This is a genomic window from Rhizobium sp. CFBP 8762 (genome assembly GCF_014841565.1).
In the GTDB taxonomy this organism is placed as follows: domain Bacteria; phylum Pseudomonadota; class Alphaproteobacteria; order Rhizobiales; family Rhizobiaceae; genus CFBP-8762.
The window spans coordinates 214,248-238,865 of record NZ_JACYUD010000007.1 but is presented as its reverse complement, the minus strand read 5'-3'; the positions used below and the strand labels follow the sequence as shown (position 1 = coordinate 238,865).

At 58.3% G+C, this 24,618-nt stretch carries 24 protein-coding genes; 15 read left to right on the top strand and 9 right to left on the bottom strand.

All coding sequences use genetic code 11. The features are described 5' to 3' along the window. The first annotated feature begins 134 nt into the window (after nucleotides 1-134). The 5 genes from IFT84_RS16575 to IFT84_RS16555 all read left to right on the top strand — a co-directional run bounded on the left by IFT84_RS16575 (nucleotide 135) and on the right by IFT84_RS16555 (nucleotide 4,153). Nucleotides 135-905, top strand: coding sequence for an ABC transporter ATP-binding protein (locus tag IFT84_RS16575; RefSeq protein WP_192121344.1), 771 nt, complete (start codon nucleotides 135-137; stop codon nucleotides 903-905). A gap of 65 nt (nucleotides 906-970) precedes the next feature. After that, nucleotides 971-1,738, top strand: coding sequence for a transporter substrate-binding domain-containing protein (locus IFT84_RS16570; RefSeq protein ID WP_197975584.1), 768 nt, complete (start codon nucleotides 971-973; stop codon nucleotides 1,736-1,738). Further along, a complete protein-coding gene (locus IFT84_RS16565; protein ID WP_206757417.1) occupies nucleotides 1,731-2,432 on the top strand; it encodes an ABC transporter permease subunit in 702 nt (233 codons plus the stop codon). Before IFT84_RS16570 ends, IFT84_RS16565 begins: the two co-directional genes overlap by 8 nt. Then, complete coding sequence (locus IFT84_RS16560) at nucleotides 2,429-3,121, top strand: ABC transporter permease (RefSeq protein ID WP_192121340.1); 693 nt, start codon at nucleotides 2,429-2,431, stop codon at nucleotides 3,119-3,121. Before IFT84_RS16565 ends, IFT84_RS16560 begins: the two co-directional genes overlap by 4 nt. Before the next feature lie 57 nt (nucleotides 3,122-3,178). Further along, nucleotides 3,179-4,153 carry an arginase family protein gene (locus IFT84_RS16555; RefSeq protein ID WP_192121338.1) on the top strand — a complete coding sequence of 325 codons (975 nt, stop codon included), beginning with the start codon at nucleotides 3,179-3,181 and terminating at the stop codon, nucleotides 4,151-4,153. A gap of 43 nt (nucleotides 4,154-4,196) precedes the next feature. On the opposite strand, the gene ctlX is transcribed toward IFT84_RS16555, so the two are convergent. Together ctlX and IFT84_RS16545 are read right to left on the bottom strand one after the other, a co-directional pair. Continuing rightward, a complete protein-coding gene (ctlX, locus tag IFT84_RS16550) occupies nucleotides 4,197-5,126 on the bottom strand; it encodes a citrulline utilization hydrolase CtlX (RefSeq protein ID WP_192121336.1) in 930 nt (309 codons plus the stop codon). Between the two features lie 16 nt (nucleotides 5,127-5,142). Then, nucleotides 5,143-6,192 carry an ornithine cyclodeaminase gene (locus tag IFT84_RS16545; RefSeq protein ID WP_192121334.1) on the bottom strand — a complete coding sequence of 350 codons (1,050 nt, stop codon included), beginning with the start codon at nucleotides 6,190-6,192 and terminating at the stop codon, nucleotides 5,143-5,145. A 326-nt stretch (nucleotides 6,193-6,518) separates the two neighbouring features. Between IFT84_RS16545 and IFT84_RS16540 the strand changes: the two genes are divergently transcribed. Then, nucleotides 6,519-7,820, top strand: a complete 1,302-nt coding sequence (locus IFT84_RS16540) for an MFS transporter (RefSeq protein WP_192121332.1) — start codon at nucleotides 6,519-6,521, stop codon at nucleotides 7,818-7,820. A 32-nt stretch (nucleotides 7,821-7,852) separates the two neighbouring features. On the opposite strand, the gene IFT84_RS16535 is transcribed toward IFT84_RS16540, so the two are convergent. From IFT84_RS16535 to IFT84_RS16510, 6 genes are all read right to left on the bottom strand, one after another. Then, nucleotides 7,853-8,743 carry an SIS domain-containing protein gene (locus tag IFT84_RS16535; protein WP_192121330.1) on the bottom strand — a complete coding sequence of 297 codons (891 nt, stop codon included), beginning with the start codon at nucleotides 8,741-8,743 and terminating at the stop codon, nucleotides 7,853-7,855. Nucleotides 8,744-8,813: 70 nt separating this feature from the next. Beyond that, nucleotides 8,814-9,680, bottom strand: coding sequence for an MBL fold metallo-hydrolase (locus tag IFT84_RS16530; protein ID WP_192121328.1), 867 nt, complete (start codon nucleotides 9,678-9,680; stop codon nucleotides 8,814-8,816). A gap of 74 nt (nucleotides 9,681-9,754) precedes the next feature. Beyond that, nucleotides 9,755-10,723: a phosphoglycerate dehydrogenase gene (locus IFT84_RS16525; RefSeq protein ID WP_192121326.1), complete on the bottom strand. Its 969-nt coding sequence runs from the start codon at nucleotides 10,721-10,723 to the stop codon at nucleotides 9,755-9,757. Further along, nucleotides 10,720-11,673, bottom strand: coding sequence for a shikimate dehydrogenase (locus IFT84_RS16520; RefSeq protein WP_192121324.1), 954 nt, complete (start codon nucleotides 11,671-11,673; stop codon nucleotides 10,720-10,722). Before IFT84_RS16520 ends, IFT84_RS16525 begins: the two co-directional genes overlap by 4 nt. Next, nucleotides 11,670-12,323, bottom strand: coding sequence for a bifunctional 4-hydroxy-2-oxoglutarate aldolase/2-dehydro-3-deoxy-phosphogluconate aldolase (eda, locus tag IFT84_RS16515; RefSeq protein WP_192121322.1), 654 nt, complete (start codon nucleotides 12,321-12,323; stop codon nucleotides 11,670-11,672). The genes IFT84_RS16520 and eda overlap by 4 nt, the downstream gene beginning before the upstream one ends. A gap of 18 nt (nucleotides 12,324-12,341) precedes the next feature. After that, entirely contained in the window at nucleotides 12,342-12,965 is a 624-nt protein-coding gene (locus tag IFT84_RS16510; protein WP_192121320.1) for a glucose-6-phosphate isomerase, read from the bottom strand. Between the two features lie 214 nt (nucleotides 12,966-13,179). Between IFT84_RS16510 and IFT84_RS16505 the strand changes: the two genes are divergently transcribed. From IFT84_RS16505 to IFT84_RS16465, 9 genes are all read left to right on the top strand, one after another. Continuing rightward, complete coding sequence (locus tag IFT84_RS16505) at nucleotides 13,180-14,160, top strand: sugar ABC transporter substrate-binding protein (RefSeq protein WP_192121318.1); 981 nt, start codon at nucleotides 13,180-13,182, stop codon at nucleotides 14,158-14,160. A gap of 111 nt (nucleotides 14,161-14,271) precedes the next feature. Beyond that, the gene (locus tag IFT84_RS16500) at nucleotides 14,272-15,798 is read left to right on the top strand and encodes a sugar ABC transporter ATP-binding protein (protein WP_192121315.1); all 1,527 of its coding nucleotides are present in this window, start codon (nucleotides 14,272-14,274) and stop codon (nucleotides 15,796-15,798) included. Further along, nucleotides 15,795-16,784: an ABC transporter permease gene (locus IFT84_RS16495; RefSeq protein ID WP_192121313.1), complete on the top strand. Its 990-nt coding sequence runs from the start codon at nucleotides 15,795-15,797 to the stop codon at nucleotides 16,782-16,784. Before IFT84_RS16500 ends, IFT84_RS16495 begins: the two co-directional genes overlap by 4 nt. Nucleotides 16,785-16,807: 23 nt before the next feature. Then, nucleotides 16,808-18,313, top strand: coding sequence for a xylulokinase (locus tag IFT84_RS16490; protein WP_192121311.1), 1,506 nt, complete (start codon nucleotides 16,808-16,810; stop codon nucleotides 18,311-18,313). Between the two features lie 42 nt (nucleotides 18,314-18,355). Next, nucleotides 18,356-19,129, top strand: coding sequence for an SDR family NAD(P)-dependent oxidoreductase (locus tag IFT84_RS16485; RefSeq protein ID WP_192121309.1), 774 nt, complete (start codon nucleotides 18,356-18,358; stop codon nucleotides 19,127-19,129). 61 nt (nucleotides 19,130-19,190) lie between these two features. Beyond that, the gene (locus IFT84_RS16480; RefSeq protein WP_192121307.1) at nucleotides 19,191-19,940 is read left to right on the top strand and encodes an SDR family NAD(P)-dependent oxidoreductase; all 750 of its coding nucleotides are present in this window, start codon (nucleotides 19,191-19,193) and stop codon (nucleotides 19,938-19,940) included. Between the two features lie 248 nt (nucleotides 19,941-20,188). Next, nucleotides 20,189-22,384, top strand: coding sequence for a putative bifunctional diguanylate cyclase/phosphodiesterase (locus tag IFT84_RS16475; protein WP_192121305.1), 2,196 nt, complete (start codon nucleotides 20,189-20,191; stop codon nucleotides 22,382-22,384). 43 nt (nucleotides 22,385-22,427) lie between these two features. Further along, a complete protein-coding gene (locus IFT84_RS16470; protein ID WP_192121303.1) occupies nucleotides 22,428-23,660 on the top strand; it encodes a hypothetical protein in 1,233 nt (410 codons plus the stop codon). 22 nt (nucleotides 23,661-23,682) lie between these two features. Then, nucleotides 23,683-24,252 (top strand): L,D-transpeptidase family protein, encoded by a 570-nt coding sequence (locus tag IFT84_RS16465; protein ID WP_192121301.1) that lies wholly within the window; start codon nucleotides 23,683-23,685, stop codon nucleotides 24,250-24,252. Nucleotides 24,253-24,273: 21 nt separating this feature from the next. On the opposite strand, the gene IFT84_RS16460 is transcribed toward IFT84_RS16465, so the two are convergent. Further along, entirely contained in the window at nucleotides 24,274-24,576 is a 303-nt protein-coding gene (locus tag IFT84_RS16460; RefSeq protein WP_192121299.1) for an alkylphosphonate utilization protein, read from the bottom strand. Nucleotides 24,577-24,618 lie beyond the last annotated feature (42 nt).

The following is a 24,618-nucleotide window of genomic DNA, read 5'->3' as shown; positions in this document are numbered from 1 at the left end:
CGGCACCTTATCCACGCGATACATGATCTGGCGTCATGAATGAGCTGAGGATTTGTCATTTGCCCGTTTATCAATCCTGCGTCACCATGGGGGCACACATCACGAACGGGATTAAACCTGTCTGAGGCGAACACATGCAAAAACTGGCTGCCGTCGATATCCATAAATCCTATGGCGATCTGGAGGTTCTGAAAGGGATTTCTCTGGAAGCGCATGCGGGTGATGTGATCAGCATTATCGGTGCCAGCGGCTCGGGTAAAAGCACGTTTCTGCGCTGCATCAATTTTCTGGAGCGGCCAACGTCCGGTTCGGTCTCCATTGATGGCGAGCTTTTGACCACCGCCAGGGACCGTGACGGCGCCTTGCGACCGACCGACCGCCGTCAGCTTCAACGGGTACGCAGCAAGCTGGCCATGGTGTTTCAGAATTTTTGTCTCTGGTCGCACATGAGTGTGCTGGCAAATGTGATGGAAGCGCCCATGAGCGTGCTGGGCCTGTCCCGGCAGGAAGCGACAGAGCGCGCGAAAGCCAATCTTGCCAAGGTCGGCCTCGATCAGAAGGTGCTGCACAAATACCCCGCACATTTGTCCGGCGGGCAACAGCAGCGCGTTGCCATTGCCCGTGCCTTGAGCATGAACCCGGATGTGATGCTGTTTGACGAGCCGACGTCCGCGCTTGACCCTGAACTGGTGAGCGAAGTGCTGAAAGTCATGCAAACGCTGGCCGAGGAAGGCCGCACCATGATTGTCGTGACCCACGAAATGGGCTTTGCCCGGCACGCCTCATCGCGCGTCATGTACCTGCACGAAGGGCGCGTGGAAGAACAAGGCACACCGGACGCGATCTTTACACAGGCGCAAAGTCCGCGCCTGCAACAATTTCTGGCAGGCCGGCTGGCGCATTAGCGGCAATCGGCAAGCCAGACAATACCCCCATAAAAACAAGAGCCAACTCCCAGAGGAACATACCCATGAGATTACCAATGACATCCCTGTTTGCCGCGCTTGCCGTCTCGGGCGCACTCATCACCTCCATGGCCGCCGCCGAGCCGTTGAAGATTGCAACGGATGCAACGTTTCCCCCGTTTGAATCAGTCGACTCGTCCGGCAAGCTCGTCGGTTACGATGTCGAGCTGATGCAGGCCGTCTGCGATGCCGCCAAGCTGGATTGCGATATTGCCAACGCGGCGTGGGATGGCATGATCCCCGGCCTGATCGATGGCAAATACGATGCGTTGATTTCGCAGCTGACCGTAACCGAAAAGCGCCGCAAGGTAATTGCGTTCAGCGATATCTATGATCATCCGATCTTCCGCTTCGTGGGCAAGAAAGGCACAGATTACACGTTCACGGATGAGGGGTTGAAGGGCAAGACCATTGCCGTGCAGACCGGCACGCCGATGGACGCTTACGTTACCGCACATTATCCGCAGGCCACCATCAAGCGATACGATAGCGGCAGTGCGCCGTACCTTGAACTGGCTGCCGGTCGCGCGGACCTGCATTTGAGCTATCAGGCGCAGATCACCCACAGCTTTCTGAAGGGCGATTCCGGCAAGGATTACGAGTTGGTCGGCCCGGCCCTCACCGGCAAGGATGCCCCTGAATTTGGTGAGGGCGTGGCGATTGCCATCAACAAGCGCAACACCAAGCTGGTTGAGCAGATCAATCAGGGTCTCGCGACCATTCGTGACAACGGCACGCTGAAGGCGCTGAACGACAAGTATTTCGGTGAATAACGGAATGGTTCTGGAGTTTGCCACGGCAATCTTCGCAGCAGGGTGGATCACCCTGCTGGTTGCCGCGTCGTCGCTGGTGCTGGCGACGATACTGGGGCTGGCAGCAGCCTTTGCCAAGCTGTCGGACAGCCGTGCGTTGCGCATCCTTGCCGGGCTCTATACTTTCATCGTCCGTGGTATTCCGGACCTCGTGATGATGCTGCTGGTGTTTTACAGCCTGCCCGCGTTTCTTAACCAGATCATGGAAACCATGGGTTGGGACATGCACGTCGCATTTTCACCCATTGGTGCTGGCATCGCGACGCTTGGCCTCATTTTCGGGGCCTATATGACGGAAACATTTAGAACAGCTTTGCAAAACATTCCGAAAGGGCAGATCGAGGCGGCCATAGCCTATGGGCTCACGCGGCGGCGCCTGTTCTTTCGCATCATGTTGCCACAAATGTTCCGACTGGCGCTGCCCGGTTTTACCAATAACTGGCTGGTTCTGGCCAAAGCCACCGCGCTTGTCTCGTTGATCGGCTTGCAGGATGTCATGTTTCGCGCCAAGGGCGCGGCCGAGGCAACCGGAAAGCCATTCACATTCTATCTTATTGCAGCAGGTTTTTACCTGATGATCACGCTCCTGTCGCTGGCGGCATTGTCCTTCGCGGGCCGTCGCTCCACCGCCGGTGATCGAAAGCTGTCGCCATGAACTGGGATATCATTGCAGACAATCTGCCACGCTATCTGGAGGGCACCAAACTTACGCTGCTCCTGACATTCGCGTCGCTTGGTATCTCGTTTTTCCTTGCACTGCCGCTGGCGTTTCTGCGCAACAGCAACAACCGTGTCGTTCAGTATACGGTTTTGGCCTATACGCTTGTGTTTCGCGGTACACCCCTGCTCATTCAGTTGTTTCTCATTTACTTCGGGCTGGCCCAATTCAGCCTGATCCGCGACAGTGTTATCTGGCCCTGGTTGTCCAGCCCCATGGTCTGTGTGCTGGCGGCGTTCGTGCTGAATACGGCGGCCTACACGACCGAGATTTTCGCCGGTGGACTTCGCACCATTCCCGTGGGCGAAATCGAGGCGGCCCGTGCCTACGGCATGTCTGGCTGGACGCAGGCCAGACGCATTCTCATCCCCGCTATGCTCACCCGCTCTCTGCCGTTGTACGGCAATGAGATGATCATGATGCTGCATGCCACGTCGCTGGCAAGCACGGTGACGCTGCTGGAAGTCACAGGCGTTGCCCGCCAGATTTCGTTGAACGACTACATCCAGTTTGAGCCGTACATGACCGCCGCTGCCATCTACCTGACCTTGACCTTTGTTCTCGTGTCAGGGTTTCAGCTCGTTCAAAAGCGATGGGCCGGCTATCTTCAAAGCCGCATCGGCTGAGTTTTTCGCAACATCGTCAAGTCGCTTGGACGCCCAAGCGAAAGGAAGGAGACCACTATGGGTACGAACGCTGATCTCGGTGCGCTGTTTGGAGCCGCCGCCGATACCACCACTTTTCTGGGTCTGAAAAGCTGCTCCGATCTGGAAACACTGACCGCACCCGTGGCGCTGCTCGGCGCACCCTGTGCCACGCCCTACGCATCCGTTGGAGCCTATTGCCGGAATGCGCCCGACGCGCTGCGGCGGGCAACCGGTTCGCTCACTGCGAATGTGGATCGGCATGATTTCGACCACGGCGGGCCAGTCTTTCCAGACCCGGACCTGCGCCCCGTCGACTGCGGCGACTTGTCTTTCGACGAAACAGATGGCGCGGCCAACCGCCAGAAAATTGCCGATGCGGTGTCCACCATGGTTCGCCGTGGCGCGGTGCCGGTGCTTCTGGGTGGCGATGATTCCATTCCCATTCCCATGATCGAGGCGCTTGGCGCGGCATCGGGCGGTAAAAAGTTCACCATTCTGCAAATTGACGCGCATATCGACTGGCGGGAAGTGCATATGGGCGAACGGCAAGGCTTGTCGTCCACCATGCGCCGCGCTTCCGAAATGGAGCACGTGGAACGCATCATTCAGGTTGGTGCCAGAGGCATCGGCTCGGCTGCTACGACCGATTACGAAGACGCCGTTGCGTGGGGCGTAACCTTTGTCACCGCCTATGAGTTGCACAAACAAGGCGTGCAGTCCGTCATCGATCTGATCCCTGACGGCAGCAATGTCATTATCTGCATTGACGCGGACGCGCTCGACCCTGCGTTGATACCGGGCGTCATTGGTCGTGCCCCGGGCGGCCTCAGCTATTATCAGGCAGTAGACCTGATCAAAGGCGCCGCATCGAAGGGGCGCATCGCGGCGATGGATTTTGTGGAGTTCATGCCGGAGCGTGATGTCAGCGAGATCGGCGCACTGACCTTCGCCCGACTGATCACCACGGCGCTCGGCGTGCTGGTGCGGCAGGCAGCGGTGCCGCAAGGCTGAGGATGGAGAGGCCCGCCGCGAGGCGGGCCTTTTGATTGATGGATCATTCTGACCGTGGCGTCAGGTGAATACCGGCCAGCGTGCAGCGCACCGAACCGCCAGCCCGCTCGATGGTTGTGATGTCAAGCGGCACGAGTTTGGCGCTGTCTTCGATCACGGAGCGTTGTTCTGCGCTCAGCGAGGCGAGCGCGGTGGTGGACAGGGCCAGAATGCGGCCATCACGACCCTGGAGCTCCAAGGCATTGCCTGCAAATTGTGCGATCTGATCGTTGCTGAGTTCGACGATGGAACGGCCAACGCGCGCCAGTCGCCCAACGACTTCGGCCCGGCGCTTCGAATCTGTGATCATTCCCGTGCCGACCATGGCGAAATTGGTGCCGATGCACATCAATACGTTCGTATGGTAAATTGGCAAACCGCTGGCATCGCGGGCTTCAAACACCATAGGCTCAAAATTGAAATGGGTGCAAAACCGTTCCAGAGCGATGGGGTCGGTGCGATCAGAACGGACAGCATAGGCCACCCGGTCGATATGATCGAGCACCATGGCGCCCGTTCCCTCCAGAAATAGCCCGTCAGGCTCCAGCCCGGAATAATCAATGACATCCTGCACACGGTAGCGCGCCTTCAGCATCTCGATAACATCGCTGCGGCGTTCCCGGCGGCGGCTTTCCGCCTTCATCGGGTAGATCGCCAGATGGCCACCGGCATGGGTGGAAAACCAGTTGTTGGGAAACACCGAGTCCGGCGTGCTGGTCGTTTCGTCGTCGAAAAGATGGACGGTGACCCCATGGCTGCGCAGCGTCTCTGCCGCCAGCGTGATTTCGTCAAAGGCCTTGGCGGATAAATCTTCACCGTGATCGGTCGCAACCTGAAAACTGTTGTCGATAGCGGTTTCGGTGTTGACGGTAAAGTGGTGCGGACGGACCATGACGACCGCAGACGGGGACTGGATGGAATAACGCATTTTCATTTCACTCAACCATCAATCACTTGGCGCGCTGCAACATGCCGAACAGGTCGCGGGGCTCATCCGGATCGGCGATGATATCCAGATCCTCATAGAGGCCCGTGCCCGCCAGCTTCTCGTGCACATAGCGAAGCGCCGAAAAATCCTCGACTGCGAAACCGACACTGTCAAACAGCGTGATCTGGTCCTGCGACCGCCGACCTTCGGCCTGACCGGTGATGACGGTCCAGAGTTCCGTTACCGGATAGTCTTTCGGCATCTGCTGAATTTCACCTTCGATCCATGTCTGCGGCGGATATTCAACAAAGGTATCCGAGCGCAGCAGAATATCGGGATGAAGTTCAGTCTTGCCGGGGCAGTCGCCGCCGATGGCGTTGATATGCACGCCCGCGCCAATCATATTGTCAGTCAGGATCGTGGCATACTGTTTGTCGGCGGTGCAGGTGGTGATGATGTCTGCCCCTTCAATTGCCGACTGCGCCGTGGAGCAAACGATGACGTTCAAGTCGGTATCGGCAAGGTTGACCCGTGTCTTCTCCGTGGCCACAGGATCGATATCATACAGGCGAACCGTGGTGATGCCGACAACGGCTTTCATGGCCAGCGCCTGAAATTCTGCCTGTGCGCCGTTCCCAATCATCGCCATGGTCGTTGCGCCAGCCGGTGCCAGATAGCGGGCAGCCATGGCGGAGGTGGCCGCCGTTCTGAGCGCCGTCAGCATGGTCATTTCGGTCAACAGGATGGGGTAGCCGGTGGCCACATCCGCCAGAAGGCCGAAGGCCGTAACGGTCTGCAGGCCCTGACCCATGTTTTTTGGGTGGCCGTTGACGTATTTGAACCCGTAGGTTTGACCATCGGAGGTGGGCATCAGTTCAATGACGCCATCGGTGGAGTGCGACGCCACGCGGGCCGTCTTGTCGAACAACTCCCAACGGCGGAAATCTGCCTCGATAGAATCGGTCAGCTCAACCAGCATGGTCTCGATACCGATCCGATGGACGAGCCGCATCATGTTTCCAACGCTGACGAAGGGTACAAAAGCTTTGCTGGACGGTTTTGGTGCAAGCACGGGCGTATTCTCCAGGTTTGAATAAACCTATCGTACCTTCCCAATTGTTCGTTGATACTTGCAAGTTTTTCAAATTCATTCGGTTATCAAAGCAATTTGCGTAAATTATTTGTGCAATTCAGACAAGTCGCTAAACTATCGCTCTTGAAGTAGCGTCTACCGAAATCGCTCAAAAATGTTAGCGCTCACTATGGACATTGCCGAAACAACGGGTAGTTTGCAGTCGGTCTTGAGATCGCTGCCAACAGCAGTGATTGCACCGGGCGGTTTGTGGGGGGCGTGTCGTGATGGGTCACGGCAGCAATATTTCTTGAGGAGTAGGGACGTTGACACTTGCAAGCGAGCCGGAAAAAAGCCGGCAACTGACCAGCACCATTCTGGCAAGCACCGTGGGCACGGTTGTGGAGTGGTATGACTTTATCCTGTACGCAACGGCTGCAGCCTTGATTTTCAACACGCTGTTTTTTCCCCAGTTCGACCCGGTGACGGGGACGATTGCGGCTTTCGCCACTTACTCGGTCGGCTTTCTCGCACGCCCCGTCGGGGGTATCTTCTTTGGGTGGATGGGAGATCGCGTCGGCCGCAAACCCGTGCTTCTGTTGACGCTGATGCTGATGGGGGTGACGACGACGCTGATCGGCCTGCTTCCGACCTACAGTCAGGTGGGTATCTGGGCACCGATCCTGCTGGTCGTGCTGCGTCTCATTCAGGGTCTCGGTGCCGGTGCAGAATATGCTGGCGCCATCGTCATGGCTGCGGAGGCGGCTCCCAACCGTCGGGGGTTCTATGCCAGTATTCCGGCGGCAGCGGTTGATGTCGCGACAATCCTGGCGGCGGGCGTTTTTGCGCTGTTTTCCCTTATGCCGAACGAGCAATTTATGGCCTGGGGTTGGAGAATTCCATTCCTGCTCAGCGGTGGGGTTCTGGCCTTGGGCGTTTACATCCGCAATCGCGTGCCGGAATCGCCGGAGTTCGTGAAGATCAAAACGGAGCGTAAGGAAACGCGTATGCCGATTGTTGAACTGCTGCGCGATCACCCGCGCACGGTTCTGGCTGCCATGGGTGCCAATCTTGCGCCGAATCTGTCCTATGTTTTCCAGACATTCACCCTGTCTTACGCAACGGCCAAACTCGGTTTTCCCCGGGACGTTATTTTGACGGGGGTCATGCTTTCCAGTGTTTTTGGTGCGGTGACCTGCATTCTGTTTGGCGCGCTCTCGGATCGATTTGGCCGCCGACCGGTCATGGCCATCGGAGCAGCGTTCGCCACACTGTATTCGCTTGTTTACTTCCAGATGTTGGGCGCGGGTACGCCGTGGACGGCGGTGGTGCTGATCATCATCGGCCATGCCATTGGCGCCCGGTCAACCTTCGGTGTGCAACCCTCGTTCTACTGCGATATTTTTCCCGCGCATGTGCGCTACAGCGCCATCGCATTCGCGCGTGAAGTGACCGGGGCGCTGCTTGTCGGACCGCTGCCGTTGGTTGCGACTGCGCTCATCGCCTGGCAGGGCTCCGTCTGGCCGGTTGCGTTGATTACCGCAGGCTTCAGCTTCATCACGCTGCTTTCCGTGCTGCTCGTCGGAAAGGCGCAGGCGAAGGATCGACAGGGTCGGACTCTGCGCTAACGAGCGGAGCGAACAGTGGGGCAGCCCTCGTGTCACAGCGGCTGCATCCGCCGCATATCGGTCAACTGGCGTTTCATTTGATGAATGCGCGACTGGTAGTCGGCGGGGCGGCGCATGGCGACGCTGGTGGAGAGGATATCGATGATGACGAGCGCAGCGATGCGCGAGATGGTCGGCGTGTACATGTTGGTATTTTCAAGTGTTTCGACAATCAGTGAAACATCGCAATAGCTGGTCAGCGGCGAGTCTGAGCCGGTCAGGCAAATGATTGTGGCTCCGTTGTCGCGGGCGATCCGGGCAATCTCGATGATGGAGCGCGTGGTGCCGGTGTTGGATATGACGAAGGCAACTTCGCCCGGCTTCATCATAGAGGCCACCATGACCTGCTGGTGCGAATCCAGTTCCGCCGCGCAGGGAACACCAAACAGGGGAAACTTCTGTTGCGCGTCCCGGGCAACAATACCAGACGCGCCGAAGCCGAAAAAGACTATCGACTTGGCGTTGGTCAGGATGTCGATGGCCTTGTTGAGAGACTCCCTGTCCAGCCGCGTGCGTGCCCAGTCCAGGCTGGTCATCGTGTAGTCGAAGATCTTTTCAGTCACAATGTCCGGGCTGTCCGTGTCCAGCAGCACCGAGTGGGTGGCCGGGGTGCCAAATGCGAGGCTTTGGGCCAGGCGGATCTTGAAATCGGGAAAGCCCGAACAGCCAATGGCGGTGGCGAAGCGTAACACCGTCGGCTGGCTGACCTCTGCCATGGCGGCCGTTTCCCCGACCGTAGCGTTAAGAATACGGCGCGGGTCGTCCAGCACGACATCGGCTACTTTTCTGTCCGATTTGCGCAGGTCAGGCCGCAGGTTGCGGATGATCTCAATGATGTTGCTGCCACCGAGGCCCCGGCTTTCCGTGCGCGTATCCATGTCCATAAAGTCAGTATCCTTCAGCCTTACCCGCTTATGTTACAGCATCGGCTCGAGTTTCGGAATGGATTTTCAATCAGTCTGGATTGGATACATGAAGGACAATCGCGTGCCGTGCGCGCACAAGACGCGGCGCTGTCTGCGATTGTGATCGAAGATCGATAATGTCAGGGGCAAGCGTGTTGAACTCGAACAGTCCGTAATGATGCGCAACAAGAGCACCCGCGCCCACGGAGCTTGCAACGTGAACCGCTTCGTCCAGCGTGAAATTGCCCGGAACGCCATTCATCGAAAGCTCCGGTCTGCGCCCATTGACCGGCAACAGGGCGATATCGGGGTGGAGCAGGCCGACCTCGTCGATGAGACCATCGAAAGGAATACAATCGCCGGAATGCCAGAGAGTGACGGCAGCGCTTTGAACACAATAGCCTAGAAAGCGATGATTGCCGTCGCCATCGCGGTCCAACGTTTCATGGGCCGCGCGCGTCGCCGTTACCGCAAGCCCTTCCGCAAGGGCAAGTTTCTCACCAGCATCGAGCAGCATCAGGCGATTGTGCTCAATCCCGGAACGCTCCAGAGCCTGCGCCTTTACAGCTCTGGGCGCGATAAGGCGCGCGTTCGGGTTGGCAGCCAGAAGCAGTGGCAAAGTGCCGGGGTCCATATGGTCGGTATGGGCATGGGTGCAGAGCACGTAATCGACGTTTTGAAGGTCTTCCGGCGTGATCGGCGCTGGCGACATGCGGATATGCGGCCTTGGGGTGCCCCTGTATTTGTCAGCCAGTGAGTCGGACAGATAGGGGTCGATGACCAGACGGCAGCCAGCGATATCTATGATGAAACCAGCTTGCCCCAGCCAGTAGATAGCAGGAACTGCCGAAGGTCGCGAAAGCAGGGCGTTCAACAGCGTCCCTTCGAATGCCGTTTCGGTCAAAATAGGGGGCATTTGTTCGTCCTTTGAAGCCTGATATTACCGGAGCGAAGCAAGGATCGACGAGATGATGCTCTGAATATATCGCGTTAAAGCGCCCGATCTGATGATCGATCAGCGCTCTCATGGCGCAGAGCGCTCAGTAGATTGTCTGCGGCAATGCGCGTGGCGCGATCAACGCTTTCGGCGGTAAAGCCGCCGATGTGGCTCGTTGCAACAACTCGGGCATGACCGGCAAGCCTGAGCGATTCCGGCGGTTCCGGCTCGAAGACGTCCGTGGCATAATACCCGATCTGTCCGCAATCCAGCGCCTCGATCAGCGCATCCTCGTCAATCAGTCTGGCGCGGGCCGTGTTGATCAGGATCTGGCCGGGTTTGGCGGCAAACAGACGCTCACGCCCCAGCAAGGCCGTGCCATCCTTGGGCAGCGGGCAGTGCAGGGAGAGAATATCAGCAGTGCTGACAATCTCGTCAACCTCGGCATAGGAGAAGCAGTCTCCGGGAAGATCCAGATTGGGACGGACGGGGTCATAAGCCAGAACTCTCGCGCCCAGCGCCACGATGATGCGCGCGACCTCACGGCCAATTGCTCCGCAGCCGATGATGCCCACGGTGCGGCCGCGAATTTCCAAGCCGCGAAGCCGCGGCCACTGGCCCGCCTTGATGCCGGCATCCGCATGGGGAATGGAGCGCAGGGCGCTGAAGATCAGGCCGATGGTCAGTTCCGCGACGCCAAGGGAGTTGGCACCGTCGGCGGTCATGATCTTGACGCCCTTCTTCGACAGGATATCGACGGGAAGATTGTCGATCCCCACACCGTTGCGGCTGATGACTTTCAGGTCACGTGCCGCCTCGATGATGCGGGACGTTACGGGCTCCACGCCCGCCAGCCAACCCACGCAGCCCGGCACCAGCGACAACAAATCTTCCTCGGTGGGCATGGCGCCAGCCGGGGAATAGACGATATCGTAGCCAATGTCTTTCAACCGTTCAACTTCGGGATGAGGCTCGGCGGTGAGTGAGCGAGGCGTGACCAGAATCCTTGCGTTGACACTCATCGTCCAGCCGCCTTGCGTGCAATGTCCGAAATACTATCGAAAACCGGGCCAGATGGCGGGATGTCAACGTTGAAGACCTCGGCGATCACCTGAGTCCAGCCATGAATGAAGTATGTCCAGCCATCCACGATCTGCAGGGAACGAGCCGCTTGTTGACGGCGGGCCTGATCGAGAAAAATCAGGTCTCCGCGATAGTTCAGATCCCACACGACCGCTTTTTCCGGGAAGGTGCAGGCGCTGGACAAAGGAGAGCCGGGTGCATCCTTGCCAAGCCCTGTCGCGTTGATGACAAGCGAGCCGGGTTTCAGCGTGGCAAGAACCGCATCATTATCGCGTTGCTCCGGCGCCAGAATATAGTCCACCGGTACATCGCTCGCAACGTCTGCATGAATACGCCGGATCTCATCCAGCCGATGCTGGCTGCGATTGCTGACGACGATACGCCCCGGCACATCCTGCCCACGGCTGCGGCGCATCAGATGCCACGTGATGGCGATAGTCGAGCCGCCGGCCCCCATTGAAAACAGGTCCGCCCCTGTGCGCTCGAAATAGGTGTCACCCAGAAAACCGTCGATCGACAGGCCGGACGAGATGGGGTCCTTGGCGTGGCAGATCAGCTTGCCGTTGCGCTTGGAAATGCAGCTTGTTTCATCCATCAGCGTCGCATGGGGGTCGATTTCGTCAAACAGATCCTTGCAGGCGCGAAACAGGTCGATCTTGTGCGTCGTTACCAGCGCGCCATAGGACAGCGGATCGTCGCGAATGAATTTGACAGCCTCCCGATAGGCAGCGGGGTCGTCGTGCAGCTTGAAGTCGATCCCTTTGATCACGGCATCCTTCAGGCCGAGGAACTCGGCCCAGGCCGGAAAGACCGTCATGATCGAGCTTTTGGCGGTGGTGACACCAATAAAATAGAGCGTCGGTTGGGTAGCGGGTTGATAGGTGCTCACGCGCGCTTCTCCAGTGCCTGTCTGGCCACACGAACGGCATCGGCTGCGTTGCGGGCAATGTCCTTGAACCGGCCTTCGCGAATGTCCTCTGTTTTGGCTATCCACGTTCCGCCAATGGCCACCACCTGGGGAAGGGCCAGCCAGTCGCCGATTGTTGCCTCCGTCACCCCGCCTGTGGGGATGAAGCGCATACCGAGATGGGCAAATGGCGCAGAAATTCCGGCCAAAGCCTTCGGTCCTCCGGCAATGCCCGCGGGGAAAAATTTTGCCAGTCGAACACCACGGGCAGCCGCAAGCGTCAGATCTGACGGCGTCAAAATGCCGGGGCAGAAGGGCAGGCCCGCCGCTTTTGCCGCGTCCACGATGGCCGGATCATAACCGGGAGCAAGGCCGAAGCGGGCTCCGCTGTCCATGGCACGGTCGAGATTGGCTTTGTCCAGAATGGTGCCTGCACCGATGCAAAGCTCGGGACGTGCCTCGCGCATGGTTGACAGCACATCAGCGGCGGCTTGCGTCCGGAAGGTGATCTCGGCAACGGGCAGGCCACCTTCCAGAAGCGCATCGGCAAGCGCCACCGCGTCCGATACGCGTTCTATGGCGATCACGGGCACGACGCCAAGGCTGGCGATCAGATCGATCGGATTCTGCATGGATAAACTCCCTGATATTTACGCGTAGGTTTTCATGACACCGGCGGCGGTTGCGGCGTCACGCGGCAGATAGGCGGCATTTTCGGTCAATTCCCAGCCACCATTCTCCGTGGCCATGACCCGGTGGCGCATGCCCTTCGAGGCTTCGATAATGCCATAATCCTGTCCGCTGTCGGATGGATAGGCAAACACCATGACAAGCACGTCATCGCCAACGTTGATGGAGCGATGAATCCAGTATGGTGGAACGTAACAGATCGTTTGCGGGCCGATTTCCACAATTCTGGTCTCGCCCGCAGGGGATTCCAGCTGCATGAGGCCACGGCCCTGCTGGCCGTAGTAAATCTCCGGACGGTCGGCCTTTGCGTGGATATGGCCACGCGTGAGGAAAAACTCGCGGCCCACCCGCCCGGGAATCATGCGCGTGATTCCGTAGATCAGATCGCCGGTATGGCTGCCGGGCTGGAAATCCTCAACGGCGTAAACGACCTGTTCGCCTGTGCGGCCAGCCAGCGTTTCGTACGCGGCCTGGTCCTCATACATGCCGGCGAGATCTTTCAATTTCTTTTCATAGCGCCCGGTGTTGCCGCTCATTGCGCCCGTGGTCACGTCGATTACGCTGGCAACTGGTTCTCTCAACATTCTAAAGGCTCCAATTTGTGTAATTAAAATACATAAATGAGAGAAGAGATACGCGCAAGCGACTAATTAGTGGGCTTAGGACGAATTATTCTGCGATATATCGTGATAATTTATCCAAATTATCATTGACGATAAAAAATTATGTAATTACGCTACAGGCAGACCATCTGGCTCGAACGATTGACCCGGTGCGTTACCCTCGGAGGAGAAAACCATGACACGCACGAAGAAGACTGCTTATCATCTGGCGCTTGCGGCCGCAGTGTCGCTTCTGGCAATCGGTTCGGCACAAGCTGCGGATTGCAAGATCGGCGTTTCGATGAAGACGCTCGACGCACCCTATTTTGCCGCGCAGGAGGTTTCGGCCAAGAAACACGCGGAGGAGATTGGCTGTGAAGTGATTACCACGGATGCTCAGAATGATTTGTCCAAACAGATCGCCGACGTTGAAGATATGGTTGCGCAGGGCATTGGCGCGCTGATTATCAACCCCCGCGATTCCAAGGGCATGGTTCCGGCAGTCAACGCCGCCACAGCCGCCGGTGTCAAGGTTTTCGTCATCGACTCGACACTGGATCCTGCGGCGAATTTCGTAACACTGGTTCAGTCATCCAACACCCAGAACGGCCAGCTCGTCGGCCAGTGGCTTGCAAGCCAGTCCAAGGGCAAGGATCTAAAAATCGCACTCATTTCGGGTGACAAGGGCAACGAAGTCGGACAGGAGCGTCGCCTCGGCGTGCTGGCTGGCCTGCTGGAAGGTCAGCTTGTCAACGAAGGCCGTGCCCGTTTTGAAGTTGTTGGCCAAGGCTGGGGTGCCTGGGGCCATGAGGGCGGGCTGAAGGCGATGGAAGACCTGCTGGTCGCAAACCCTGACATCAACGTCGTGCTGGGAGAAAACGACTCCATGGTGCTGGGCGCCAAGAAGGCGCTGGAGCAGGCAAACCGACTTGATGGTGTCACGCTGGTTGCTGCTGCCGATGGCCAGAAGGAAGCGCTGGAAATGATCAAGCAGGGCTCCTACGCGGTTACGGGGCTGAACGACCCCGCTATCGTGGCGGCCACCGCTGTCGATATGGCCAAGAAGGCGCTTGAAGGAACGCTGCCATCCGATACCCCCAAGATCACCTATACGACACCGATGGCAATTACGAAGGATAACGTCGACACGTATCTGAAAGCCGACGCCGTATTCTAGAGCACATCCAAGGTCCGATCAGGCCCCTCTCACCGGCAGGCGAAAACGCCTGCCGGGTTTGCACAGACCGCGATTGCGGTCCATTTCCGCTCGTCTCAAGGCCATGTCGTCATGGATAATGCTGTAGAACTGAATGGCATCCGAAAGTCCTTTGGTGGCGTGCGCGCCCTGCAGGGCGTTGATTTCGGGCTGCGTGCGGGTGAAGTGCATGCTTTGCTGGGTGAAAACGGTGCTGGCAAGTCCACCCTGATGCGTATTCTGGGTGGCGAATATACGCCTGATGCCGGTACGCTCACCATTGGCGGTGAGGTGCAGGATTTTCGCTCGCCATCGGATGCCATGAACAAAGGCATTGCCATTATCCATCAGGAAATGGCGCTGGCGACCGATCTTACCGTCGCGGAAAATATTTTTCTGGCTGAAATCCCCGGTGTCATCTCCTGGCGGGATTTACGCCGCCGGGCGCGTGACCTGATCGATAGTCTGGGATTTTCCATTCATCCCGGCGCAACGGTCGGAGATTTGTCCATCGCGCACCAGCAGGTGGTTGAAATTGCCAAGGCTCTGTCGCGCAACGCGCGCGTCATGGTGTTTGACGAGCCAACCGCCGTGCTGTCGGTGCAGGATGCCGAACGCCTCCTCGGTATTATTCGCACGCTGCGCGATCGCGGCGTGGGTGTCATCTATATTTCCCATCGGCTGGACGAGGTGTTTCGCATTGCCGACCGCATCACGGTCATGAAGGATGGGGCGTCTGTTGCGACCGTCGACCGCCGCGATGTCGGGATCGACACCGTAATCCACATGATGGTGGGCCGCTCGCTGGAGGCATTGTTCGGCGACGACGTGGCGCGCAGCCCCGGCGTGGAAATGCTGCGGGTGGAGAACCTGTCCGATGCCTCCCGTATCCGGAATGTGTCGTTGACCCTCCATGCGGGCGAAATCGTCGGCCTCGGTGGACTGGTCGGGGCGGGTCGCACGGAGTTCGTCCGGCTGCTGTTCGGCGCGGAGCGCGCCCATTCGGGCCGGATATTCGTGAGCGGTCAGGAAAAGATCATCCGTTCACCCGGCGATGCGGTCCGTGCGGGCATCGGCCTCGTGCCGGAGAACCGGAAGGAACAGGGTCTTATTCTCGATTTCCCCATTCGTATCAATGCGACGATGGCCCGGCTTTCGCCTCTGGTCAACGCGTTCGGCTTCATGCGCCGTGGCAAGGAGGTCGACGTGGTCGACAGTCTGGCCAAACAGTTGCGTATCAAGGCGGGCAGTCTTGCCGATCCGGCATCGAGCCTGTCTGGCGGCAATCAACAGAAGGTCGTGCTGGCCAAGTGGTTTCATGCCGGCGGCAATATCCTGATCTTCGACGAGCCCACACGCGGTGTCGATGTCGGGGCCAAAACGGAAATCTATTCGTTGATCCGCGCCCTTGCTGCCAGAGGTTGTGCCGTTCTGGTCATTTCATCGGAGCATCTGGAACTCTTCGGCCTCTGTGACCGCATTCTGGTCATGCGAGAGGGGGAACTGGCAGGCGAGTTGCAACCCGACGACTACACCGAGGAAAAACTTCTCAAGCTTGCCATGGCAAGCACTGCCCGCCCGCCTGTCGCGGCAACTGCAAACGAATTGGTATCGCCATGACAAACGCTTCAGACACTGCTCAAACTGCCAAGCCGTCCCGTCCGCCCGTCAATGTCAGCCGGATTCTGCAACGATACGGCACGATCGCCATTCTGGTTGTGCTGGTCATCGTTGCTGCGTCCATGTCCAATGTTTTTCTGACGGAACGCAACATTTTGAACGTGCTGCGCCAGATCTCAGGCTCCAGCCTGATGGCCGTCGGCATGTTGTTCGTGATCCTGACGCGTGGCATCGACCTGTCGGTGGGCTCGGTTGCAGCGCTTGGCAGCGTGGTGTCGGCGATCCTGATACCGCAATACGGCACGGGGCTTTCGGTCGCAGCCGCGCTGTTGGCCGGGGCTGCCTGTGGTGCGGGTGCCGGTATTCTCGTTGCCTATTTGAAACTTCCGCCCTTTGTGACAACACTGGCCGTGATGACTATCGCCCGTGGCGCTTCAATGATCTTTTCCGGGGGACAGCCGATTGTGATGGGTGAGAGTGGTGCCGCCATGACCGCTTTCGGCTCGGGGTCGCTCGCTGGCATTCCCTATCCGGTCCTTTTGATGGCCGTGGTGTTCCTGATTGCGGGCACCGTGCTGATGTTCACGCGGTATGGCCGGTTGGTCAAGGCCATCGGGTCGAACTCTGAAGCGGTTCGTTTGTCGGGCATTCCGGTCGCGGGCTACATCATGTCCGTCTATGTGATATCCGGCGTACTGGCGGCCGCCGCCGGGATGATTTCATCGAGCCGGACCGGTGTCGGCTCCGCCAATATTGGCGTCGGTGCCGAACTCGACGCGATTGCCGCCGTTGTTATTGGCGGTGCCAGCCTGATGGGGGGCCGCGGCGGTGCATTCAACACCTTCATCGGCGTCATTGTACTCGGTATCATCGCCAATATGATGAATCTGGCCCGCGTTCCCGGCTATCACCAGCAGGTGTTCATGGGCTGCATCATCATCGGTGCCATGCTTCTGCAATATGCGTCCAACTGGCTGCGGAAATAAACACGACAGCGACAGGTGCAAGAATGACGCGTGACGAGCTTTTTCTGACCATTGACGTTGGCACCGGCAGTGTTCGTGCTGCGCTGGTGGATACCAACGGCAAGGTGCTGACCATTGCCACCCGCGAGCACGAACAGATCGTGCCGCAATTCGGTTGGGCCGAGCAGCGTCCGGCCGACTGGTGGAACGGTGTTGTTGGCACCATTCGGCAGGTACTGGATACGGTGCCTGATGCGCGCTCGCGCATCTCCATCGTTTCGGCCTGCGGCCAGATGCACGGCACCGTGCTGGTTGACGATCAGGCAAAACTGGCGCGTGACACCGCCCCCCTTTGGAATGACAAGCGCACCGTGGCCTATGTCGAGGCCTTCGAAAAGATGCATCGGCCTGAAACCTATCTTGCTGACAGCGCCAATCCCGCGACCCCTGCCTGGCCGGGGTTCAAGTTGCAATGGCTGCGCGACAACGACCGCCAAGCCTGGGCCAGAACCGCTGCCGTGTTGATGCCAAAGGACTTCGTCAACCTGAAACTCACCGGCGAAATCGCGATGGACCGCAACGATGGCGGGGCGAGCTTTTTGATGAACCCGGAAACGGGCGAATGGTCGGACCGCATGATCGGTCTGCTTGGACTGGACCGCGCCAAACTGCCACCATTGCGCAACCCCACGGACATTCTCGGTTCCGTCACCGCTGAGGCCGCGCTTGAAACCGGCTTGCGCGCGGGCACGCCTGTGATCGTCGGCGGCGCGGACTACCCCGTGGCCTTGCTCGGCTCAGGCGTTTGCCGCCCGGGTATTGGCGCGGAAGTCATGGGCACGTCCGCAATCATCACGGCCATCGCCAGACGCCCGCTGCTCAATGCTGCTGTTTCCAACTGTGGCACCGTCGATGGTAATTGGGCTGCGTTCATGCTGCTGGAATCGGGGGGCGATGCCATGCGTTGGGCGCGGCGCGCCTTTCATGACAAGCAGGCATCTTACGAAGATATCGTTGCCAAGGCAGCCGAAGCACCGGCGGGTTCCGGGCGTCTGTTCTTCATGCCATACCTTGCCGGGGAGCGCCTCGGCGACCACCGCAATGCACGCGCGCAGTTTTTCGGCATTGGTGCGGGCCATGGTCTGGCGCATTTGCACCGCGCCGTGCTGGAAGGGGTGGCCTTTGCGGTCAAACGCCATATCAACATTCTCGACGGCATTTCCGGTGACCCGATCAGCCAAGTAGTTGCGTCCGGGGGTGGCGCAAAAACCGCGCTTTGGCTGAAAATCAAGGCGAGTGTCTACGGACTTCCCATTCTGGTGCCGGAGGAAGCAGAATGCGGAATTGTCGGCTGTGCGATCATGGCTGCCGCCGCAACCGGCCTGTATGCGTCCGTTGAGGCCGCAGCCGAATCCTATGTCCGCTACAGCGAGCAGGTGGAGCCGGACCCGGAGTGGTCAGAGATCTATCGGCCCATGCAGGCCTTCTTCGAGAAGCTCTATGTCCACAGTCAATCGCTGTACGACGACCTCGACCGGCTCCCCGGATGAGCATGTCGCCGTTGGCCCGCATTTCATTTCAAGGATAGCATCATGTATCTCGACAAGTTCAAGTTGACCGGCAAAGTCGCCGTTATCACCGGCGCAGCCCGAGGCATTGGCCTTGCCACGGTGGAAGCGCTGGCGGAGGCCGGGGCCCGCGTGGTGCTGACAGATATGAATCCGGATCTGCTGTCATCGGCCACCGCTGCCATGAAAGACAAGGGCTATGACGTGGATGGCGAAGTGCTGGATGTGACGGATGTTGCCTCGGTTCAGAAGGTTCATGATGCGATTCTGGCCCGTCACGGCAAAGTCGATGTCTTGGTCAACAACGCTGGCATAGCGATTTCCAACCATCCGGCGGAAACCATGGCCGATGACGTCTGGAACAAGGTCATCGATGTCAATCTGAACGGAGTTTTCTGGTGCTGCCGCGCGTTCGGCCATACCATGCTCAAGCAGGGCGGCGGCTCTATCGTCAATGTCGGCTCGATGTCCGGTTTTGTCGTCAACCGTCCACAGGAACAGGCAAACTACAATGCCTCAAAGGCAGCGGTGCATCACCTCACCAAATCGCTGGCGGCGGAATGGGGCGGACGCAACGTGCGCGTAAACTCGGTAGCGCCGACCTATATCGACACTGAAATGAACAAATACGTCTATGAAGACGCAGAGATGTACCGCCACTGGGTGGGTGGAACACCGATGAACCGGCTTGGCAAGACGGACGAGGTGGCTTCCGTCATCCTGTTTCTCGCCAGCGACGCCGCCAGCCTGATGACCGGCTCGATCGTCCTGGCCGATGGGGGCTACGTATGCTGGTAGCATCGGTGTGCTTTCAGTATCGCTGGATTTCCGCAACGCATGAACCTGCCGGGGATACGACATGATGACAGACGTTGAGGCATTTCGAGCCGGATTTCTGGAGGGGCGCAGGGTTGTTGTGTCGGGCGGCACTGGCGGCATAGGGCTTGCTCTTGCGCAAGGTTTTGCGCAGGCGGGCGCCAGTGTCATCGCGACCGGCAGTTCACGGGAACGGTTGGGTCTGGCCGAGAAGCACACGTCGGACCAACTGACGTTCGGCTTGCTCGATGTCCGCGACAACGATGCTGTCACCGCTTTCTTCCGCGATATGGACCGGTTGGATGTGCTGGTCAATTGTCAGGGCGTTGCCCGACCGGATGCCGAATGGAACGAGGATACGTTTCTGGATGTGATCGACATCAACCTGACGAGTGCCATGCGCCTGTCGCGTGCAGCCTATCCCCTGCTCAAGGCATCACAAGGATCAATCATCAATATAGCGTCCATGCTGAGTTATCTCGCCGACGAAACGGTGCCTGCCTACACCGCCAGCAAGACCGGAATCATGGGCCTGACGCGGGCGCTTGCGCATAAATACGGACAAGACGGGGTGCGCGTGAATGCCATCGCACCGGGCTATCATCGTACCGAGATGACCAGAGCCTTGTGGTCGGTCCCGGATTCTGAGGCGAATATTGCCAAACGTTCCGCACTGAAGCGATGGGGCACGACAGCGGATCTGGTCGGACCCGCACTGTTCCTGTCATCCTCTGCCGCAGAATTTGTCACCGGGGTTACGTTGCCGGTCGATGGCGGCTACCACGTCGGCTGACTATAGTCAGGGGTGCGTCAGATCTCGACGCCGCCAGTTTTGACGAATGTCAATACGTATAAATTACTGTATAAGGAAGATGTTTCAAAGACTTGTTTGGTTCTATATTTTGAACGGTAACGATAAGTTTTCGTTGTTTCCATGACACTTGAATGATTAAAGTGGGTGGAAACTTACGTCAAAACCTCGGTAATACCGTTCAACAGGCTCTCAACACGTTGAAAGCCAAGCAGGCAGTTCGATAATCGATGAGCGTGAAGAGCTATCCCGTTCCGGAAAATGAAGCGGAACGCCTGCGTGCCCTGGCAGATTTGGCCTTGATGGATACGCCGCCGGAAATTGAGTTTGAAAGGCTAGCGGAACTTGCAAGCCGTCTTTTCAAGGTGCCGATTGTCCTGATCTCTTTGATTGAGCGCGACAGGCAGTTCTTCAAAAGTCATGTGGGTTTTGAGCCTTGCGGCACCAGCCGCGACATTTCATTCTGCGCACACGCCATCATGCAGGATGATGTCATGATCGTTCCCGACGCGATGGCAGACCCGCGCTTCCAGTCCAATCCGCTCGTGCTCGGGCCCCCCTATATCCGGTTTTACGCCGGGCAGCCCTTGACGATGCCGGGGGGAGCGAACATCGGCACGGTCTGTCTGATCGACAGCGAACCGCGCTTTTTCTTTAGCGAGGACGACAGGCAGCACCTGAAAGAGGTGGCTGCGCTGGTGATCGACCGTATGGAAATGCGGCGGCTGGATTTCGCACGCACAATCAGTCAGGCCCGGTTTGAGAATATTGCGGCGACGTCGCCCGATGCGATTATCTGTTCCAATGCGCGGGAAGAGATCACGTTCTGGAACCACGCCGCTGAGCGGTTGTTCGGCTATTCGGCGGAGGAGATGTCGCGATATCCTTCCGATATTATCATTCCCGCCAGCTGGCGACAGCTCTACGATCTCGAAATTTCGCGTCTGCGTCAGGGCAAGGGGCTGGAACTGGCAAACCGGACAATCGAACTGTCTGGCCTGCGCAAGGATGGAACCGAGTTTCCGGCCGAATTTTCTCTGTCCACCTGGCCCGAAGGCAATACGGCTGGTGTCGGTGCCATTGTTCGCGACATGACCGAGCGCAAGGCCAATGAAGAGCGTCTGTTCCGTCTGGCGTCGCTTGATACGCTGACAGATTTGCCAAACCGGGCGGCATGGCGGGAAACTCTTGCAAAAACCCTGGAAAGCAACAGGCCGGCGAGCCTGCTTCTGCTGGATCTGGATGGCTTCAAGGAGGTTAACGATACGCTGGGGCATTCGGCTGGCGATGCCGTGCTCAAGGAGGTGGCTTTAAGACTGCGCGATATTTGTAGCGACGCGCTTATGGTGGCCCGGCTGGGTGGTGACGAATTTGTGGCTCTGCTGCCTGGCAATACGGTGGATGCTGTCAGTGCGATTGCGGCTCAGCTGGTTGACGCTATCTCACAACCCTATGACTTTGCCGGGGAAATGGTTGATATCGGTGTAAGCATCGGCATAGCCCTGGCACCGGTGCATGGTTTCAAGCCGGAGGAGCTTCTAGGGGCGGCGGATATCGCGCTGTACAAGGCAAAGGCGGGTGGCAGACGCCGTTTTGAGGTATTTACTCCGGCGTTTCGCGAGGTGGTTGTTGCGCGGCGCGCCTTCGAGAAGGAACTCAAGCAGGCCTTCGATACCGGCCAGTTCGAGCTGTACTACCAGCCACAGGTGCTGCTCGAAACCGGCTCCATAACCGGTGCGGAAGCGCTGATACGATGGAACCACCCGACGCGTGGGCTTTTATCGCCCGTCTCATTCATCGATGTGCTCAGCCATAAACCGTCCGCTCCGGCGATTGGCGAGTGGATATTAAAAACCGCCTGCTTGCAGGCAGCGCGCTGGCGCGAGATGAACCCAAATTTCCGGGTGGGCGTCAACCTGTTCGAAGCCCAGTTCCGGTCTGGAAAACTGGCGACGGTTGTTGAGGAAGCGCTGGCGCAAACCCATCTGCCCGCCGACAATCTGGAGCTGGAAATCGTCGAGAACATTCTGTTGCACAATGACCGTTCCACGTTGAAGCTGTTGCAGGATCTCCGCGCGATGAACGTGCATCTCGCATTTGACGATTATGGAACGGGATATGCGTCTCTGAGCCTGCTGAAGCGCTTTCCGGTGACGCGCCTGAAAATTGACCGGTCGTTTATCCGCAACGTGATGACGGATGAAGAAGACGCGGCCGTGGTGAAGGTCGTCATCTATCTCGCCAAAAGCTTTGGCATGGAAGTGATCGCCGAAGGTGTTGAGCAGGAAGACCAGCGCGCGTTTCTGGCTGACAACGGCTGTCGCGAGGCACAGGGCTACCTGTTTGGCAAACCCATGTCCGCTGCCGACTTTACTGATTTTCTGGAGCAGGGAACCCAACAGGTCAGCCGCGCGGCTGACGGTTGATGATGGGTTTGTCGCCGGGCAAGACATACAGGAGTGATGCGACATGACGTCAAACTGGTTGACGCGGAGGGTATTTGCGGCGATTGGCAGGTGTGTGGCTGCCGCCGCGATGATTATCGCCACGTTTTCCAGTGTGGCTGCTGCCGATAGTGGGCTGTCCAAGGAGGTTGGACGCAACGGTATCGAGGCCACGCGTGCGCGGCTTCACGCTGAAACATCGCTGACGGCAGATCAACGTTTCGCGCTGGCCGGGCTGGAAATTCTGAGAGCGGCGGAAGAAGCCTTGCAGGCCCGCTGGCGGATCAACATGTCCAACGAGTTGGAGTTTCTGCCATTCCTGCGTTTGCCGGTGCCGGAAAACCCGAACCCGGACCCTTCCGATCCCGCCATCGTTGCAACTGTGTTTCGGCAGGCCGCAGCCCGGGCGGAGGCGGCTGAGAAAATCCTCGAGGACGTATTCGAATCCAGCGATTTCAGTCTGCAAATTGATCCCTCCGATCTCTGGTTTGATATCAATGCGAATGCAACGCGCGACCGGGGCGAGGGGTTTATGGAGGTTATGGCGCTGGCGCTACCAACAGATACCGGGGATGCGCCATCAGCACCTTCTATCGCCATTCGGTTTGACGTCGCCGACGTCTACTGGTTGAAAGCCTATACAAACCTGATTGCAGGCATTGGTCATGTCGTTCTTGCCTATGATCCGACAGAAGCAACACAAACCGTCATGCAAACGCATGAGAAACTGGATGCGCTTGGATCGGTTCGGCCGCAGGGCATGTTCGATTACGTTGGCGTTGCTGACATGTTTGCCATTGTGAAAAACGCTCTTGACCAGCAGCCGGATAAGGCAGCGCTGCAACGGGCGCACGGCCACTTTCTTGCCATGGTGAAGGAAAACCGGACATTCTGGCGTTTGGTGGATCTGGAAACGGATAACGAGGCCGAGTGGATACCCAATGCACGCCAGACATCGGCGCTGGGACTGGAATTTCCACCGCAGACCAGTTCCGTCTGGCAAGGTGTGCTGGCCGATGCGGAAGGTCTGCTGGAAGGGCGGCTGCTGGCACCCTACTGGCAGTTGGGCGAAGGAGCAGGCATCAACATGAAGCAGATGTTTCTCGATCCCCGTCCAATCGATCTGCTCGACTGGATTCAGGGGCAGGACGCTTTGCCCTATGCGCAGAAAGGGCCGGTTATCACGCTGGCCTCATGGCAGGCGTTCGAGGAACTGGTGATGGGCAACGCGCTCATGTACGCAATTATCCTGAACTGACGCAGGCCGGGAGACTGTAACCATGCGGATGAACCCACTCGGCTTCACGCTCTTTTGCGTTGCCTTTCTGGGTGTGGCTGGCTTTGGCTACACCAAACTGATGGCGCGCATCGGCTCTGGAACACCGCCCGTGGAACAGGCAGCCGATCAGCAGGCGGATGGGATTGTCGTGTACAAGGCCGACAAGCAGATGCAGTTGTTGCGTGACGGCAAGGTGCTGAAGAGCTACCCCATAGCCATGGGCTCACACTGGAATCAGGGGCACAAACGGGAGGAGGGCGACGAGCGCACGCCAGAAGGCCGCTATGTCATTGACTGGCGCAACCCGAAATCCGCTGCGCATCTCAGCCTGCACATATCCTATCCCAACAATGCCGATAGCGAGGCTGCCGCAAGCGAAAACCGCGACCCGGGCGGCAACATCATGATCCACGGGCTGCCCAATGGCTGGGGCATGCTAGCACCGTTTCATTTGCTTATGGACTGGACTGACGGCTGTATCGGCGTAACGAATGCGCACATGCAGGAAATCTGGTCTCTTGTTCCGACCGGTACACCCATAGAGATTCTGGCAGGTTCCCGGAAGATCTGAGCCGCCAGCCGTCAACGTCTTCTATCGCTTGCGCACAAACTCCGTCCGCAGCACCAGACCCTTGATAGCATCATGGCGGCAGTCGATTTCCTCCGGATTATCGGTGAGACGGATCGATTTGATCACCGTGCCCTGTTTCAGGGTCTGCCCCGCACCCTTAACCTTCAGGTCCTTGATCAGCGTGACGGAATCGCCATCGGCTAGCACCGTGCCGGAGGCATCGCGCACGTCCAGCGCGGCCGCACCGGCGGCCTTCACCTCAGATGCCGGACGCCATTCGCCGGTAACATCGTCATAGATATAATCGTCGTTGTCTTCGCTCATGCCTGCCCCCGTTCAAGGTAGCCCGACCCATGGTAACCGGGG